Source organism: Anaerobacillus alkalilacustris, from assembly GCF_001866005.1.
Lineage (GTDB): Bacteria > Bacillota > Bacilli > Bacillales > Anaerobacillaceae > Anaerobacillus > Anaerobacillus alkalilacustris.
This window is the reverse complement of sequence record NZ_MLQR01000001.1, coordinates 788,814-806,316: the sequence shown is the minus strand read 5'-3', so window position 1 is coordinate 806,316 and position 17,503 is coordinate 788,814. Positions and strand designations below refer to the sequence as shown.

The 17,503-nt window shown below is 33.8% G+C and carries 14 protein-coding genes and 1 pseudogene; 10 read left to right on the top strand and 5 right to left on the bottom strand.

The genetic code is table 11. From position 1 onward, the window contains the following. Window positions 1–4: 4 nt before the first annotated feature. The 4 genes from BKP37_RS04035 (at window position 5) to BKP37_RS04020 (ending at window position 4,680) form a co-directional block, all read left to right on the top strand. Complete coding sequence (locus tag BKP37_RS04035; RefSeq protein ID WP_071308357.1) at window positions 5–859, top strand: CheR family methyltransferase; 855 nt, start codon at window positions 5–7, stop codon at window positions 857–859. Beyond that, a complete protein-coding gene (locus tag BKP37_RS04030; protein ID WP_084034535.1) occupies window positions 801–2,858 on the top strand; it encodes a PAS domain S-box protein in 2,058 nt (685 codons plus the stop codon). Before BKP37_RS04035 ends, BKP37_RS04030 begins: the two co-directional genes overlap by 59 nt. Before the next feature lie 53 nt (window positions 2,859–2,911). Next, entirely contained in the window at window positions 2,912–3,853 is a 942-nt protein-coding gene (locus tag BKP37_RS04025; RefSeq protein ID WP_071308356.1) for a sugar ABC transporter substrate-binding protein, read from the top strand. Between the two features lie 446 nt (window positions 3,854–4,299). Next, window positions 4,300–4,680 carry a hypothetical protein gene (locus BKP37_RS04020; protein ID WP_071308355.1) on the top strand — a complete coding sequence of 127 codons (381 nt, stop codon included), beginning with the start codon at window positions 4,300–4,302 and terminating at the stop codon, window positions 4,678–4,680. A 198-nt stretch (window positions 4,681–4,878) separates the two neighbouring features. Here BKP37_RS04020 and ade read toward each other — a convergent pair whose 3' ends face one another. Both ade and BKP37_RS04010 read right to left on the bottom strand, forming a co-directional pair. Beyond that, window positions 4,879–6,615: an adenine deaminase gene (ade, locus tag BKP37_RS04015; protein ID WP_071308354.1), complete on the bottom strand. Its 1,737-nt coding sequence runs from the start codon at window positions 6,613–6,615 to the stop codon at window positions 4,879–4,881. Between the two features lie 418 nt (window positions 6,616–7,033). Then, window positions 7,034–7,549, bottom strand: a complete 516-nt coding sequence (locus tag BKP37_RS04010; RefSeq protein ID WP_071308353.1) for an LURP-one-related family protein — start codon at window positions 7,547–7,549, stop codon at window positions 7,034–7,036. Between the two features lie 278 nt (window positions 7,550–7,827). On the opposite strand from BKP37_RS04010, the gene BKP37_RS04005 reads away from it, so the two are divergent. Further along, on the top strand, window positions 7,828–9,294 hold the full coding sequence (locus BKP37_RS04005) for a methyl-accepting chemotaxis protein (RefSeq protein ID WP_071308352.1): 1,467 nt from the start codon (window positions 7,828–7,830) through the stop codon (window positions 9,292–9,294). A gap of 122 nt (window positions 9,295–9,416) precedes the next feature. Here the strand turns inward: BKP37_RS04005 and BKP37_RS04000 are convergent, their stop codons facing one another. From BKP37_RS04000 to BKP37_RS03990, 3 genes and pseudogenes are all read right to left on the bottom strand, one after another. Beyond that, complete coding sequence (locus BKP37_RS04000) at window positions 9,417–9,872, bottom strand: DinB family protein (protein WP_071308351.1); 456 nt, start codon at window positions 9,870–9,872, stop codon at window positions 9,417–9,419. Window positions 9,873–10,158: 286 nt separating this feature from the next. Continuing rightward, window positions 10,159–10,359: pseudogene (locus BKP37_RS03995) on the bottom strand (VOC family protein); the annotation flags it as partial. A 132-nt stretch (window positions 10,360–10,491) separates the two neighbouring features. Next, entirely contained in the window at window positions 10,492–11,724 is a 1,233-nt protein-coding gene (locus tag BKP37_RS03990; protein WP_071308350.1) for a dicarboxylate/amino acid:cation symporter, read from the bottom strand. A 353-nt stretch (window positions 11,725–12,077) separates the two neighbouring features. On the opposite strand from BKP37_RS03990, the gene BKP37_RS03985 reads away from it, so the two are divergent. The 5 genes from BKP37_RS03985 (at window position 12,078) to BKP37_RS03965 (ending at window position 17,472) form a co-directional block, all read left to right on the top strand. Next, on the top strand, window positions 12,078–12,479 hold the full coding sequence (locus BKP37_RS03985; protein ID WP_139193047.1) for an alpha/beta hydrolase: 402 nt from the start codon (window positions 12,078–12,080) through the stop codon (window positions 12,477–12,479). Between the two features lie 110 nt (window positions 12,480–12,589). Next, window positions 12,590–12,901: an alpha/beta hydrolase family protein gene (locus BKP37_RS03980; RefSeq protein WP_071308348.1), complete on the top strand. Its 312-nt coding sequence runs from the start codon at window positions 12,590–12,592 to the stop codon at window positions 12,899–12,901. A 147-nt stretch (window positions 12,902–13,048) separates the two neighbouring features. Next, the gene (locus BKP37_RS03975; RefSeq protein ID WP_071308411.1) at window positions 13,049–13,975 is read left to right on the top strand and encodes a TRM11 family SAM-dependent methyltransferase; all 927 of its coding nucleotides are present in this window, start codon (window positions 13,049–13,051) and stop codon (window positions 13,973–13,975) included. Between the two features lie 748 nt (window positions 13,976–14,723). After that, complete coding sequence (locus tag BKP37_RS03970; protein ID WP_084034534.1) at window positions 14,724–16,268, top strand: spore germination protein; 1,545 nt, start codon at window positions 14,724–14,726, stop codon at window positions 16,266–16,268. Next, window positions 16,231–17,472: a Ger(x)C family spore germination protein gene (locus BKP37_RS03965; protein WP_071308347.1), complete on the top strand. Its 1,242-nt coding sequence runs from the start codon at window positions 16,231–16,233 to the stop codon at window positions 17,470–17,472. Before BKP37_RS03970 ends, BKP37_RS03965 begins: the two co-directional genes overlap by 38 nt. Window positions 17,473–17,503 lie beyond the last annotated feature (31 nt).

Genomic DNA, 17,503 nt, shown 5'->3' with positions numbered 1-17,503 from the left:
TAGCATGTTAAGTGACAACAAAAAACAAGATCAAGCACACGGTAAAGACATTGAAGAAATTGAGATTGACCTGCTGCTAGAAGCAATTTACCGTTATTATGGATACGATTTTCGAAATTATGCTTTTCCTTTTATTCAAAGAAGAATTTACTACCGTGTACGTAAGGAAAAGCTTTCAAGTATCTCTGCTTTACAGGAAAAAGTTCTTCGGGAACCTAACTTATTGGAAAAGTTATTTTCTGACCTTTCAATAAATGTTACAGAAATGTTTCGTGATCCCGAATTTTTTAAGGTTTTTCGAAAGAAACTTATTCCAATTATTAGAGACTATCCGAAAATTCATATTTGGCATGCAGGCTGCTCAACTGGAGAAGAAGTATATTCAATGGCTATACTTTTACATGAAGAAGGGATTTACGATAAAACTAGAATTTACGCAACTGATATAAATGAGAATTCTTTAGAAAAAGCGAAGAAAGGAACGTTTTCCTTAGATGGGATGCAGCTTTATACTCACAACTATTTTGAGTCTGGAGGAAAGAGAGCTTTTTCAGAATACTATAAAGCAGTTGGTGAACAAGTTGTCTTTCATCCCTTTCTTCAAAAAAATATTGTATTTGCACAACACAATTTAGCTACTGATCATTCTTTTAATGAATTCGACATAATCTTATGTCGAAATGTATTAATATATTTTAATAAATCTTTACAAAATGATGTCCACCGACTGTTTTATGAAAGCTTAAGTGTATCAGGATTTCTTGGTCTGGGCAAAAGAGAGGGGACGAGATTTACGAGCTATGGAAATTACTACGAAGACTTTGATCCAACAGAAAAACTCTATCGAAAAATTAAATAGTGGAGCTACTCAAAAAGTAAATATATTAATGGTCGATGATCATCCTGAGAATTTATTGGCGTTGAGAGCTGTACTTACCTCTCCCAACTACCATTTGGTTAGTGCAAGCTCGGGGAAAGAAGCACTTAAATGCATGCTAAAGGAAGATTTTGCAGTAATATTATTAGACGTACAGATGCCTGGACTTAACGGGTTTGAAACAGCGGAACTTATAAAGGAAAGAGAAAAAACAAGATATATACCGATTATCTTTATTACTGCAATAAGTCAAGACATTGAACATGTTAATCGAGGTTATTCGGTAGGAGCAATAGATTATATTTTTAAACCGTTTAATCCTGAAACGTTGAGGCAAAAAATAGAACAATTTGTAAAGATTCATCAAAAGCATGAGGAAAGTAAGTTATTAGGAGAATGGGAGCATTCGATAGAAATTAAAGAAATTAACCAAGAACTGGATAGAACCACTTTGAACCTTCGTCGTTCTGAAGCATTGTCCAAAGTAATTGGTGAAACGTTGATGGATACTATTGTAACCTTTGATGAAAATGGACATATACTCTCGGTAAACCCTTCAATACAAAGGATGTTTGGATTTAACGAGGTCGAGTTACTTGGAAAGCACGTAGGTGAACTATTTAAGGTTAATACCGAAGAAAAAGTAGAGAACTCACAGTCCTTCATATTATTCTCAATGAAAGCTTCTATTGGGAAAGTAATTGAAGCTGTTGCTTTACGAAAAAATGGTAGTGAATTTCCCGTTGATGTTCAAATAGGAGAAACAATAATTGAGGGACAACAAATCTTTGTTTGTACCATTCGTAATGTGACAGAAAGAAAACAGATCGAGGAAGTTAAGAAACAACAGTTTGAAAACCTAGAAAAAATTGTTGCTGAACGAACAGTAGAGTTAAGAATGGCTAATGAGAATTTACAAAAAGAAATAGAGCAACGAAAAAAAATAGCTGATAATTTATATGTTTCCGAAGAACGGTTTAGGAAAATCTTTGAATCTAGTCCTTGCTTAAAGGCTATAATATCGATAAAAGAAGGTACATATATTGATGCAAACCCTAGTTGGATAAATATAACGGGTTATAATTATGATGAAATAAGAAATCAAAACATTAATATATTAAACATTGTTGAAGAATTTAATGGCGATTTAATAGATATCGAACAGCCGAATCGAAACATAAGGATTAATTATAAGACAAAGAGTAATGAAATTCGAGCGGGGCTACTCTCATCAGAATTAATCGAAATACATAAAGAAATATGTGTTCTAATTGTTATAACTGATGTTACTGATAGGGTTCTTTTGGAGAAAGAAATGTCACGATTAGATAGATTAAACCTTATCGGTGAAATGGCTGCAGGTATCGCACATGAAATTAGAAACCCGATGACGACAGTGCATGGTTTTTTACAAGTAGCAAGAAGCAATCGTGATCAATTACCAGTAGAAATTGTTGATTTAATGATGGATGAACTTACAAGAGCTAACAGTATTATTACTGAATTTCTAAACTTGGCAAAAAATAAAGTGAGCGATAGGAAAAATCAAAACTTGAATTCGATCATTAAAGCATTATTTCCACTTATACAAGCAGAAGCATTACGATCTAGTAAACATATAACTATTAACTTAGCTGATTGTCCTAGTATATTTATAGATCAAAAAGAAATTCGGCAATTAATATTAAATATCGCTTTAAATGGACTTGATGCGATGTCCCCTGGTGGAAAATTAACAATAAAAACTTATTTAGAGGAACATGCTGTTGTTCTGAAAATCAAAGATCAAGGATCTGGAATGAAACCCGAAGTCTTGGATAAAATTGGTACGCCGTTTTATACGACAAAGGAGAATGGCACTGGTTTAGGTTTAGCAATTTGTTATAGTATAGCAGAACGTCATCATGCGGATATTCAAATAGCAACAGGAGATAATGGTACAACATTTTACATTCGTTTTAATATTGAAACTAACATTTAATTACACAGATAGAATGTTCTAATTGTAATCCTGGAAGATAGGGTGAGCTCTATATGAAAAAAAGTTCGATAATTTTCCTTGTTTTTTTGATTTTTGCAATCTTTATAACTTTTATGTCGAAGCCATTTGCAGAGCACAAGCCTACTGTAGCTGTTGTTCTAAAGAACATAGACTCCCAATATTGGCAAATTGTTAAAAAAGGATTAGAAAAGGGCTTTCGAGATTTTAATCTCGTTGGAGAAGTACATGCTCCCCTTAATGAAACGATTGAAGAACAATCTGCACTGCTTATGGACATTCTAAATCAAGAACCAGATTTGTTAATCGTTTCTTCGGTTTCTTCGGATATTATTCCTATATTAATGAAGTTTCACGAGATTAATATTCCTGTACTACTGTTAGATACGGATGATCCTTGGAAACATAAAACGGCTTATATTGGTACAAATAACGTTGAGATAGGAAAAATGGCAGGAGCTTTTTTAGCCACGCAACTTCAACCTGGAGATGAAGTTGCTCTTATCTCTGGTAATATTAATCAAGCTGTTTCTGCTAGTCGGATCGAAGGAGCTACAATTAATTTGGAAAGAGCAGCTATCAAGGTAGCTACGTTGAAAGCGGATGTCAAAAATGAGAAAATACTTGCAAAAAGAGCAATGGAAGAGATACTGATAGAATATCCACATATTAAAGGTGTATATGCAGTAAATGACATCAGGGCTTTAGGCGCTATGGAAGCAATAATGGAGCAGGGATTAGAAATTCCTGTAATTGGGGCAGATGGCCTTATAGAGATGATTGAGTTGATAGATGAAGGTGAAATTCGTGGAACTGTTGCACAAAATCCTTATGATATGGGATATTTAAGTGTTGAAACAGCAAGGAAAGTACTAGTGGGAGAAACAATTGAAAGAACCATTAACAGTGGTGTCGATTTCATAATTAAAGAGAATGCAAAGCAAAAAATTAATTTTTTAGAAAACTTGTTAAGGTAGTCGAACCGTAGCATGGAAACTACATTTAGTAATAAAACAGTTCATCGAAGCTTTTAAGCTAGAAGGACTGTTTTTTTGTAATATTAAAAAATATAAATATTTTTAATGAATAATAAATTGAGCGATCAACTTTGAACTTTTGTCATTTGGATAATACAACAACAACTTCTTTTATCCCACTCTTAAGGGGAAGTAAGCCTTAAGAAAATCGAGAAGTTTTGGGGATAAACTGCTGCTCAAGGTCCAATATAGAATAACTTTCAGCAGTGTAATCTGATGATTAGTTATTCTTATGCCTGTGGTATAAGTTGTACTAACAAAGTGGAGGATGAAGGCCCCCCACTGATTGAAGTTCAGCTTTATAAAGTTTTTTTGTTATTTATAAAAAAAATGTACCGTTTTGCCTATAGTTGAATATCATGTATTTCGAAAGGAGATGGTATTAAATGACATTAGAAAGACAGGATTATTACAGCCACTTACAGTCATTACAAGATAATTGTAAAAAGCATATGTACTATCATGTGACATTGACAATGACCGATGGAAGTACATTTGATGGCATTATTGAAAATGTAGGTGCAGATCGTTTTTCTGTTTTAGTTGGTGAGGATGTAATGGATCGGGAGGATGAAAATCAATCTGATGAGCGACAATATTACCCTTATGGCCCATCGCCAAGAAGAAGATTTAGAAGATTTAGACGTCGTGAATTTCCGTTTGCTAGCTTGGCTGCATTAGCATTATTACCTTATGTTTTACCACCGGTATATCCACCGTACCCGTATCCGTATCCATATCCATATCCAGTCTATCCATACTACTAAGATAGTTAATTAATTTCATTGATTAATTAATTTGCTGCTTTGCTTGTATATTTGATTTTTGTAATTCGAGTAATAGAATAGTGTTCCTAAAACACTTGACACTAAGCGGACCTATATTTGGTAAGCATTAGCGATATTTCTAATAAAGATAAAATGATCCCCCTATATGGTTAAGGGGGATCGTAAAAACCGTTCGATTTATGATACATCAATATGTTCAAAGGTATTTACATCGAACAAGCCTAAGTCTGTCAACTTTAATTCAGGAATAACGGGTAAGCAAAGGAAAGAAAGGGTTAAGAATAAATTAAATTCATCGGATGACCGTACCTTATTTAAGGCGTCGTGCAATTCATGTAACTCTTGATTAACTGTTATATAATCTTTTGTAGAGATGAGTCCCGCTATTGGTAATGATATAGAGCTAACTACTTTTTCGTTTTCTACAATGACCAAACCACCATTCATCTTTTGAATAGCATTGATAGCAACTAAAATATCACGATCATTCGTACCAGTGGCAACAAGGTTGTGGGAATCATGGGCAACAGTTGAGGCGATGGCCCCTTTTATTAATTTTAATCCTTTGACTATTCCTAATCCGATATTTCCAGTTTTCTTATGACGTTCGATAACTACTAGTTTTAGTAGATCTTTTTCAATGGAAGGAACAAAATTTCCATCCATTGTATCTACCTCTTCAATGAGCTTCTTTGTTATAATTTGATTAGGGATAATACCTATGACGTTTGCTTTTTGATTATTTTTAATAGGGATTTGCAAATCTTGTATTGTCATATCAGGGAGGTTAACTGAATTAGTTAGTGTTTTGCTAGGACCTTGCGCGTTAGTTGTGTCGTGTACGACCTGACCATTTTCAGCTACTAACTGCCCCGATTTATATACTTTTTCAATTTTTAGCGCTTCTAAATCCTCGAGTATTATCAAATCAGCGTCAAATCCTGGTGCAATCGCACCTTTTGTTGTTAATCCAAAACATTCAGCAACGTTTAATGATCCCATTTGGATGGCGATTAAAGGATCTAAACCAAGATTTATTGCTAAACGAATATTATGATCAATACTTCCTTCAGAAATTAACTCATCTAAATGCTTATCATCAGTACAGAATAAACAACGCCTAGAATTACGTTCGTTAACGACTTTTATTAATTCCGGTAGATTTTTTGCTGCAGATCCTTGTCGAATTAATACATACATTCCTCGTCTTAGGCGTTCTTTAGCTTCTTCTTTAGTAACGCACTCATGATCAGTTCGAATTCCCGCAGCGCAATAGACATTTATTCCATCTGTATTTAGTCCAGCGGCATGACCATCAATTTTATCAGTATATTGAGAGGTTGTAATTAATTTATCGAGCATATGATCATCGTTGTTCATAACAGCTGGATAATCCATAACTTCAGCAAGCCCTAACACTCTTTGATGAGAAAAAAATGGTTCTAAGTCTTTAGCCATTAACTTAGCTCCAGCATTTTCAAATGGTGTTGCTGGTACACAAGAAGGTAACATTACATTAACATCTAGCTTTAGGTCTTCTGAATTGTCAAGCATAAATGAGATCCCATCTGAACCTAGTACGTTCGCAATTTCATGCGGATCAGTAATAACGGATGTAATCCCATGTGGTAGTACAACCTTTGAAAACTCCGATGGCGTCACCATTGAAGATTCAATATGAACATGCCCATCTATAAAACCTGGTGCTATATAACGGCCTTTTGCATCGATTTCTTTATGTCCGTTATATTTTCCGATACCGGCGATTACCCCATCGACAATTGCTATATCACTAATAAATGCATCTAAATTAAAAACATCAATTATCTTTCCGTTTTTAATAACAAGATCAGCTAGTTCCTTATGGCTAGCAACAGCAATCCGCTTTTTTAATTGTTCTTTTGTTGGTTTCACGAAAAATTCCTCCTTTTAATGAATTTCATTCATTAGTCTAGCCACTATGGTACTATAGCTATTTGCGTTGAATCGTTCGTAGTAACTAGATATAGATTTATGCAGCTAGGTTTTGGTAATAATGAAATTCACTCACTAATATAAGATATGAAAAAAAACTCCAGACATAAGCTAGAGTTTGGCTGAGAGGAATATACATTGAGCTTAATCGCAATGAATCCCTTAGTCAAACTATTTCGTTTGTTTAGAGAATTTTAGACTAGAGTCGAAAAATAAAATATGATATACATTTTGTTTTTTAATTGTATTGCAATCATCGGACCTAGTCAATTCAAACGGACTAAACTGGTAGATTATTATAAAAAATTTATCTCCAGAGTTTATGAGAAGGCAACATTAACTATAGTATGACCTATAGTTAATGACTATTTGCAGAATTAGATGATGCATTGTTACGTTTCGTAATCATACTAACGCCCATAACAACCGCAATTAACTCTTCATTTTTTAATTTATCGGATTGGTTGGTGAGCCTAAAAGCAGGAGAAGCAAAAAAACCACTAATTCTTTTGAAGTCAGCAACAAGGGTTCCGTGTTCGTTTATAATTTTATATTCTTTTGAAAATATTTCTGATTCAACTTGATAAACCGCTCGGCCTTGAGTTTCATATTCATATTTCTTTGAAAGGAAAGAAAAACGTTGTTTTAGAGTACCGATTTCTTTATCATTTGCATCCGTTATTCTCCAGCGTCGTGAGAAGAAAGGGAAATATCCTTTTATTACGAGCTTTCCTCCTTTATCTAGGATATCAACACTTGAAGTTAAAATACTCTTCAAATCTAGGGAGCCTATTTGTTCCTCGTTTTCATTATAAATAGTTGTTAAACCTACAGAAAAAAAGTTATCAGTAAAGTAAATGGGTGAGTTAGACATATCATTCTCCTTTGAGTAAATGTACTATACTTTAAATACGTGTTTATGGGAGGGTTAGTTTCAAAATCGGAAAGAATGACTATGTTGTGAATAATTATAAACCATGACACTTGTGAGTGTTCGGTATTTTGTAAGAAAATTCAAACCTTTCAATTCGTTTGGAAAATAATCTATCACAGTGTTTGATATAAAGTAGCGTATTATGTAAAGTTAATAGTTGAAAAAGTATAAAAATGTAAAAACTATAAGACTATTTCTATATATAAGGACGTGGAGTAATGGTAAAAGTGTTATTCTCAAGAGAAAAAAAAGATAAAATAAATCAGATATTAAGAGATGTTTCAGAAGGAGACTTAAGTGTTGAATTGTCCCTTCTTGCTCCTGCAAGTGATACAAGTTCGACTCGAGGTATTTTAAGAAAAACTATTGCTAGTATTAAAAATATTATCCACTTTGTAAATAAATCAACGGTTCAAGTACATAAAAATGTAAATCAACTCTCGGAATCAGCTGAAATGATCGCACAAGATGTAAAAATAATTACAAAGACAATTCATGAGCTATCAGAGGGTATTCAACAATCTGCTGGTGAAACAGTAAAAATAGCAGAAGAAATGTACAATATTAACCATATTGCAAAAATCTTAGTGGAAAAAAATAATCATATTGTAAAATCGAGCGAAAATGTAGAAAAAAGTGTTCGAGTAGGACTAGAAAATGTCGGTCATTCTGTTGAAATTATGAATAATCTAAACGAGGAGAGTAAAAAAAATGAAGAAACGACTTATCAGTTACTTCAGGCATCGAAAGAGATATCTAAAATCATTCACATAATTCGTGATATAGCTGATCGAACTCGTTTACTTGCACTGAATGCCAACATTGAAGCGGCTAGGGCAGGAACACACGGTAAAGGGTTTGCGATAGTAGCTGAAGAAATAGGTAAGTTGGCATCACAATCAAAAGAATCGACTGAGCATATTGAGGTACTTGTGTCAAAAGTTGTAGATAAAATTACAAATTCATCAGAAAGAACGATTCTTGTACAAAGTTTGGTAAATCAAGCTGTTGAGAGTATAGGGACATCTAGCTTATCTTTAAATCAAATTCAATTTGAAATTAAGTCTATAAAAAATGAGATTGATAATATTGATCAAGAAGGTAAGTATATGCTAAATAGTACAAAAGTAATTTCTAATTCTCTGGATCAATCGTCATCCATCATAGAAGAACTTTCAGCAGGTAGCCAAGAAGTTTTGGCTTCATCTACAGATCAGCAAGTGAACATCGAAAGGACGAATGAAACGATACAAGAAACAGCTCAACATATGAATACTTTGGCCGCCGTAGTATCTCAGTTTAAACTACCAAAAACTTCACACACATTAATAAATGAAATTGAGTATCTTTATGAACTAACACTTAAGGTTCGAGGAATTATGGTTAAAATGGTGAGTTCAACAGATCAAGGTGCCATCACTTCTTTGTGTAAAAAAAAGGAAACAGAAGAGAAGAAAATAGTTGATACTTTAAACAATATTAATGGTATGAAAATGACTCAATCGGATAAGGAATTTTTAGAACAATTTAAGTATGCATGGAATGAATTTTGTGAAATTACTAAAATAAACACTAAACTAATGATTGATGGGAGATTTAACGAAGCGAAATCAAATTTAATTAACAAAGGCAGGCAACGCTTTAGAAAGGTCAACAATGTTTTTACAAATTGGTTAGATGTATAAAGTAACAAAGTACGTATTATTTACGGTATCAGGAGTTGATAACAACTAAAACCTTAAAATTAAATATTTATTAATTTTAAGGCGCTTCCTGGAATTCAGTAAGCGCCTTTGTGGATCAGTCTTTAGCGAATAACAAAAAAGGGGAGAGAATTTATTCCCATTAAACGAGCGTATGTTAATAATTGACCTTTATGATGAATTTCATGGTCTTTGGCAGTAGTAAGTAACGCTGTCCCAGTCATTTTCGTTCCATAAAAATCAATGATTTTATTTAATTGTTTATCTGTTAGTAATTCTAGTTCAATTCTTGTTTGCTTTGTTTCTTCTATCACGATAGCTTTTAAATCACCGACAGTTTTAAACGATTTCTTTTCTGTTTGTTGTACCAATTCACCATTCTTTACAGTTTCGACAAACATATTCATTGAACCAGTAATATGTAAGACTAGTTCAGCAAAGCTCATGGCACCTTTCCATGGTTTGTAATGAAGTTGTTCATCTTGAACTGTATTTAGTAATTCGATTACTGCCTTACGATGACTTACCCAACCTGGGATAAATTCATAAATTCTTGCCATAATTTTTTCCTCTCGATCTTAATGTATTTATTCAGTCTTATAACTGTATCTGTATTATACTATAAAAATATTAGTTTCACAAAATTTGGTAATAAGGAGAAGTGGGTGTCAGGGAAAGGGCTTTGTCTATTTTATAGTATCAGAATTTATAAATTTCTAACTTGGAAACTGTCTAGCGCTTTTCTTGTAAATCCCCTGATGTCGGATTTTGGATGATGTATTTCTGTGAAAAGTAGTTAAAGACTTTCAACAAAACAGGGATTGGAAATCTCAGGTGAAACATCTGAAACCTTACATTACTTCCACTGATATTTAGGCGAGTATGCATAACTAATTCCTTTGCTTCCTCTGATTGAGGAAGCAAAGGGTTTGGAGGAGCTTCTCCAAAAGTCATTATTTGTGGTTGTTCAGTTTGAAATACCTCTGCATAAAATTGTGCTGCTTCAAGGCAATTTCCATCACAATTAATATAAACATCAACAGACATGTACTTAACTCCAAATTATTTGTTTTGTTAAATGAAATTATTTTTTCAAATTGACCAATGATAAACAAACTATTAACATAAAGCATACAAAAAATGCTAGGAGTTAGTATCCTAGCATTCTTAAGTAATAATTTAAGCAGTCTTTTGTTGTTTTAAATTATTTTGATCTTCACCACTTGAAACAACTACTGCACAAGCAGCATCTCCAGTAATGTTGACAGCTGTACGTGTCATATCTAAAATACGATCAACAGCTAGAACTAACGCAACTCCCTCTACAGGTAATCCTACAGAAGTTAGTACCATTGTAAGCATAATTAATCCAACACCAGGAACTCCAGCAGTACCGATACTAGCTAAAGTTGCCGTTAAAATTACTGTTAATAAATCACCAAAAGTTAGGTCGATTAAATAAACCTGAGCGATAAACACCGTAGCAACTGCTTGCATAATAGCTGTACCATCCATATTAATAGTAGCGCCTAAAGGCTGTACAAAACTACTTACTGATTTAGAAACGTTTAAATTTTCTTGAGCAGTACGCATGGAAACAGGTAGGGTAGCACTACTACTAGATGTACTAAATGCAACGATCATTGCCGGTGAAAACTTTTTGAAAAACTCGATTGGATTACGCTTTGCTAAAAATGCAACCGCTGAACCGTACGTAACCAATGCATGAATAATCAGTGCTCCGAGAACAGCAATCATATATAAAATCATAGCTTGTAATGCGTTTAAACCCAACTTGCCAATTGCAGAAGCAATTAGAGCAAAAGCGCCATATGGAGCTAATAACATAACTAGATTGACAAGGTACATCATCACTTCATTACCTTGTGCTACTAAATTTAATAAACCTTTTGTTTTTTCACCTAGCCTTGCTAGAGCAAATCCTATTAATACAGCAAAAGCAATAATTTGAAGCATTGTACCTTTAGCCATTGCATCAATTGGGTTTGTAGGAATAATATTAAGTAACGTTTCAACCACTGGTGGAGCCTGTCTAGCTTCGAAATCTGCCGTAGTTGTCTCGAAAACGCCACCAGCACCTGGTTGAATAATGTAAGCCATAGAAAGGCCAATTATTAGAGCGATAGCTGTAGTAATTAAATAGAAGGCAATTGTTTTTCCGCCAATTCTACCTAATTTTTTAGGATCACTAATTCCGGCTGTTCCTAAAATAATTGAAAATAAGACAAGTGGAACTACTAACATCATAATAGACTTTAAGAATATAGTTCCTAGTGGGGTGAGTAAATATGCATCAACCACCTCAAACGAATTAGGTGCAAATAAATTAAAACCTAACCCAACAATAAGACCTAAAATAAGAGAAATGATAATCTTTTTTGTTAAATTCATAGGTGCCTCCTAACTATCCGAAAATATTATAAATAATAATTTACTAGTATAAATATAAACTGTCAACAAGTAATTCTTAACAGGATAGGACCGTTTTGTTTTTAGCATTTGAAAATTACCTAAATTTTGTGATGATGATAAAGTAAATCCTTCAACAAACGTTATTAAAATCTATGAAATTAATAGTATAAAAGTATTGTGTAATTTTAACAACAATTATAATTTTTTTTGCTTTTGAGGGAAGAGGGGAGTAATTTGAAAAAAATAGTAGGATTACACTAATCGTTGCTGTTGCTATTTTTTTAGTTTCGATTGTAGGAATTTTCGTTCATAGTTTGTCGATTATTAATTCAATGACGAAGCTACGGGTTGAAATTAATGATCCGATAATTGATAAATATATTGATGGAATAGAAAGAGTTGAAACGATTTATAGTGATGGATTAACAATTAGTTCTTGGCAGTTTAAAGTAGATAATCCAAAAGGAATTGTTATTGTTACTCACGGCATGCATGGAATGGACGCATCCTCAATGCTAGATTATGGGATGTTTTTTAAGAAAGAAGGTTATGAAACATTTGTTTTAGATATGAGAGCTCATGGTTTTAGTGATGGTGATACGATTGGATTAGGGTATACAGAGGTGAAAGATTTTAGTGTGCTTCTAGATTGGATCAATAGTCAAGAAGAATACGAAAATAAGCCAATTATTTTATATGGATTTTCGATGGGAGGGACTACAGCAATAAAATAAACACTGCGGCAATACGTGATGATGTTAGTGCAGTCATTTCAGCTAGTGCCTATGAGGCATTTGAGAGTCAAATTGTTGATTACATGAAAGCAGGAGGAGTACCTAGCCTCGTGATAAGTATGTATAAGCCAGCTTTTAAGATCTTATTGTACGTAAAGTATAACGTTGATCCATTAAAAAATTCACCACTGAATGTAATAAGCGAAATAGATCCGCGTCCAATTTTACTCATTCACGGTGATAACGATCAGCAAACCTCGGTACAGCATGCTTTTAATTTAAAAGAAAAGGCGGGGGCACATACAGAATTATGGATAATTGAAGGAAAGGGACATTTTCTAGTTGGCGATATTTTAGAACCTGAAAGTAGATGGTATAGGGAGAAAATCAAAAAATTCCTAGAGGAAAATGTGGGTAATTAGCTTTCCTATTTACCTAATGAAGTGTTAATGCTCTGAAACAATAGCTATGAAAAACTAAGGTATTTGAGTCGCTTTTTAGCTATAATTAAGTAGAGAAAGTAAATAGAGGATGAGAATAATTTGGCTAATAATAAACAAAAGACGTCAATGTGTATTTATACTTATTCGCGTCATGAAGATGAAATAGATTTGTGTCGCTTGGAAATGCGCTCCTTTTTTGGTTGTGATACTGAAACAACAATTTTAGAAAGTCCGTTAAAGTTAGACCCAAATAGAAGCCCATTTATTAAAGAGAGAATTGATGTTATTTATGAAGGGGAAAGCTTAAAGGAAATTGTTACCCAAGTAGAGGGTTTAAAATTAAGTAAAACGTTTAAAGTTCTTTTTATAAAACATAGCGATGGATACACATCTCAAAAAGTAGGGTTTGAAGAGAGACGGAATATTGAACGTAAAGTAGGACTACGAATTCAAGGGAAAGCTGATCTTCAAAACCCAGACGTATTGTTTGGGATTATAAAAGTGAATGAACGATGGATATTTGGCGAGTACTTTGAAGGTGAAGCGGTATGGTTTAAGCACCAACAGAAACCTCAAAATTACTCAACAGCCTTAAGTACACGTGTAGCAAGGGCAGTTGTGAATATTGCTGCACCTAACCCAGTTGGGGTTAAAGTGATTGACCCTTGTTGTGGGATTGGAACGGTTTTAATTGAAGCATTATCAATGGGAATTGATATAGTTGGAAGTGATTTAAATCCACTCGTTTTACCTGGTGCACGTAAAAATATCGCATTTTTTGGTTATGATACAGAAGTAACATTACGAGATATTCGTTTTGTTGAAGGAAAGTATGATGTAGCTATCATTGATATGCCATACAATTTATGTTCAGTACTTGACGAGAAAGAGCAATTAGAGATGCTTCAAAGCGCTCGAAATTTCGCTAGGAAAGTAGTGGTGCTCACGATTGAGGAGATCGATTCACTGATTACTAAAGCTCGATTTGATATTGTTGACCGTTGTGTTGCTAAAAAAGGGACTTTTATGCGGCAAGTTATCGTTTGCCAATAAAATTTGTTATTTAATAGAAAAAGGTGATGAATCTAATAGATTCCATCACCTTTTTTATATAATCAGAATTTATAAATTTCTAACTTGAAAACTGTCTAGCGCAAGCAGCCTACGAGTTCGATCATTTCAGTCAAGCAACGGACTTCAATTACTGCTTGAGATCCTTCGTCGATTAGCTTCATGCAGCTTTGCTCCTGCGGTTACTCGTCGCACGAAAAACAATTGCTCCTGCGGTTACTCGTCGCACGGAAAACAATTGCTCTTGAGCAAACGGAGTGGCACAAAAGCAGCTGCTCGTGACCAAGGTGCTTGCGCTTTTCTAATTATATTTATATCGGACAAGAGAGCCGTTATTTGTGAACAAACCAGTGTTTTATCAAAGTAAGAGGACACCAGGTTCGCTAATTATTGAGTTGTTCTTATTTGCGATCGATTTCATTCATGTTGATTGTTGTGTAGAAAGGTTGCAATAATATTATTTTGCCCTGTGTATGGATAGGTTTTCTTCCCCGTACGAGGGCTTTTTATATTTGATTAAAGTTGTCTTCTAAAAGATTAGATTAATGAAAAAAATTTACTAAACGTTAATATGAATAGAATAATAAACTGAAAGCTGGAATACAAACGTCTTTTAGAGTAAACAATAAAACCACTCTGTAATTAATTAACACGTATTGATTTTGTTGAGGAAAAATGTAATTTAAACCAAAATAACACACTAGAAATTTATTTGTTATGAGGGATTTTTATGAAATGGAATTGCGAAGATAACCAATTAATAAATGATAAAAAATCTTTGGTCTTAGATGATGAGCTAAACTTAAATATAAAGAAAATAATAAATGACCTTGGTAATAGTTCAGATTTAGTTGTGAAACAATTACAATTAAAAGAAAATTTAAATGAGCAGATTGCAGTAATTTACTTAGAAGGATTAGTCTCTAAAAATATTGTTAGCGATTTTATAGCTAATCTTTTTATTTTAGAGTCATTTAAAAATTACACAAATACATTTGATTTCATGATTAAGAAGGCTTCATCTCTCGGTGATATAAAAGTAATTGAAGACTACAATGAAATATTGCTTTCAATTTTATCAGGAGCCACAGTTATTCTTATCGATGGCTGCTTGAAAGGTATTAGTGGTTCATCACAGGGAGGGGAGTCTCGAGGGGTAGAAGAACCATCCTCGCAAATTGTCATTCGTGGACCGAAAGATGGATTTACTGAATCGTTAAGTGTAAATATTGCTCTAATTAGAAAGAGAATTAAGAGCCCTAATGTTTGGGTAGAGGGCTTTGATATTGGTAGAGTTACTCATACAAAAGTAGCAGTCATGTATATGAAAGGAATAGTTAATGAAGAGATTTTACAGGAAGTAAAAAATCGTTTAAATCAAATTGACATTGATGGAATCCTTGAATCAGGCAATATTGAAGAATTTATTGAAGATCGTTCCTTTTCCCCCTTTCCAACAGTGTTTAATACGGAAAGACCCGATAGTGTCGCTGGGAATTTATTAGAAGGCAGAATTAGTATTCTGGTTAATGGAACTCCATTTGCCCTAATAGTACCGTATACATTTTTTCAATCTTTTCAAGCTACTGAAGATTATTATCAACGATATGATATTGCTAGTTTAATCCGTTGTCTACGTTTTATTTGTTTTTTAATTGCGTTATTAGGTCCATCTGTTTATATAGCAGCAATTTCATTTCATCCCGAAATGATTCCAACCCCGTTATTGTTAAGTCTTGCGGCGCAGCGGGCAGGAAATCCTTTTCCAGTAATTATAGAAGCACTGTTGATGGAATTTAGTTTTGAAATTTTAAGAGAAGCTGGAATTCGAATGCCGAGAGCTGTAGGTCAAGCGGTATCTATTGTGGGTGCGTTAATCTTGGGGGAAGCTGCTGTTCAGGCTGGTATAGTTTCGCCTGCGATGGTTATCGTGGTAGCTTTAACTGGAATTGCAAGCTTTGTATCTCCTTCATACAATTTAGGTATTTCGATACGAATGTTACGTTTTGGGGTAATGTTAGCTGCTGGTTATTTCGGGTTTTATGGAATTGCAATTACGAATTTAATGATTATCGCTCATTTGTGTAGTTTAGAATCATTTGGTGTTCCGTATATGGCCCCGCTTGCTCCTTTTTATCTTCAAGATCAGAAGGATAATATATTTCGATTTCCAATATGGGCAAAACGATCGCGTCCAAAATTCCTTCATCAAACAAATAGAAAAAGGATGGATATTGATGAAAAAAAGTATCCTAGAGAAAATTCTACAAATTAACAATATGTTTAAGGGTTTCCGCGTAAAAAGGAGGTCTATTTTATTAGTTTTGGTCTGTCCTATATTTCTTACGGGTTGCTATAATTCGGTAGAACTTCAAGATCTTGCAATTGTTTCGGTGATAGGAGTTGATAAGCACCCTGAGTCTGATGAGTATGAGGTTTCGTTACAAATAGTTAATCCAGCGATTGTTACAGCGAGTGAGGGGGTTGGAGGTGGAGATCGATTACCGGTAACTGTATTTACTGGTAATGGAAAAACTTTTTTGGATGCTATTCAAAGAAGTATACATAAAATACCTGGACAAATATTTTTAGGTCACGTACAAATATTTGTTTTTAGTGAAGAACTAGCCCGTCAAGGAATTGAGGATCTTTTAGATTTTATCCGAAGAGATGTAGAAATGCGGATGACCTCACGAATTCTCATTGCAAAAGGTCATCCTGCAAAAGTAATTGTCCAAACAATACAAGCGATTGAATTGTTACCGGCGAAGGCTATTGGCGATAAGTTGAAATTTTCTGAAAAGTTAATGTCTACTAAGATTATGAATGATGCTAAAAATGTAATCAAAGATATCAAAAGTAAGGGAAAAGAAGCTATGATTAGTGGGGTTAGTGTTGAAGGCGATGTGGAGAAGGGCTTTGGAAAATCAAATTATGATAAAACCGAAATGTCGGCTACGATTATCATTGATGATTTAGCGCTTTTTAAGGAAGATAAGTTACAAACTTGGGTTGAGGGAGATTATTCAAGGGCATTCTTACAACTGATTAATGAAATGCAAAATACGATCGTGGTTCTAGATTCAAATGAAGAAAAAGAAGTTCTTACAGTAGAGATTCTTTTTTCGAAAGTAACTATAAAACCTAAAGTAGAAGAAGAAAACCCAGTATTTTACCTAGAAGTTTTACAAAACGGATTGATTGGTGATGTAGAGTGTAGTGATTTGGATTTAAATAAAAAAGAAGACATTGCTAAATTAGAAAAACAATTATCAGAACGAACTAAGGGAGAGATAATAAAGGCTATCGACCAAGCACAACAGGTTCGTACAGATGTTTTTGGTTTTGGAAAAGCTTTTCATTTGGAGTATCCGAAAGAATGGAAGAAATTTGAGGGCAACTGGGGAGATGTGTTTAAAGATTGTAAAGTAGAAGTAAGGGTTGAATCGAACATTCGCCGTACAGGGATGATTTTTTAATATCGTGTTTGATCAGAGAAGAAGGGATAAA

Bases quoted from the DNA above. Each gene is read 5' to 3' on its own strand.
- BKP37_RS03985 (WP_139193047.1), top strand. From the start codon at position 12,078: ATGACGAAGCTACGGGTTGAAATTAATGATCCGATAATTGATAAATAT.
- BKP37_RS04000 (WP_071308351.1), bottom strand. From the start codon at position 9,872: ATGGCAAGAATTTATGAATTTATCCCAGGTTGGGTAAGTCATCGTAAG.
- BKP37_RS03975 (WP_071308411.1), top strand. From the start codon at position 13,049: ATGTGTATTTATACTTATTCGCGTCATGAAGATGAAATAGATTTGTGT.
- BKP37_RS03970 (WP_084034534.1), top strand. From the start codon at position 14,724: ATGAAATGGAATTGCGAAGATAACCAATTAATAAATGATAAAAAATCT.
- BKP37_RS04020 (WP_071308355.1), top strand. From the start codon at position 4,300: ATGACATTAGAAAGACAGGATTATTACAGCCACTTACAGTCATTACAA.
- BKP37_RS04035 (WP_071308357.1), top strand. From the start codon at position 5: ATGTTAAGTGACAACAAAAAACAAGATCAAGCACACGGTAAAGACATT.
- BKP37_RS04010 (WP_071308353.1), bottom strand. From the start codon at position 7,549: ATGTCTAACTCACCCATTTACTTTACTGATAACTTTTTTTCTGTAGGT.
- BKP37_RS03990 (WP_071308350.1), bottom strand. From the start codon at position 11,724: ATGAATTTAACAAAAAAGATTATCATTTCTCTTATTTTAGGTCTTATT.
- BKP37_RS04005 (WP_071308352.1), top strand. From the start codon at position 7,828: ATGGTAAAAGTGTTATTCTCAAGAGAAAAAAAAGATAAAATAAATCAG.
- BKP37_RS03965 (WP_071308347.1), top strand. From the start codon at position 16,231: ATGAAAAAAAGTATCCTAGAGAAAATTCTACAAATTAACAATATGTTT.
- BKP37_RS04030 (WP_084034535.1), top strand. From the start codon at position 801: ATGGAAATTACTACGAAGACTTTGATCCAACAGAAAAACTCTATCGAA.
- BKP37_RS04025 (WP_071308356.1), top strand. From the start codon at position 2,912: ATGAAAAAAAGTTCGATAATTTTCCTTGTTTTTTTGATTTTTGCAATC.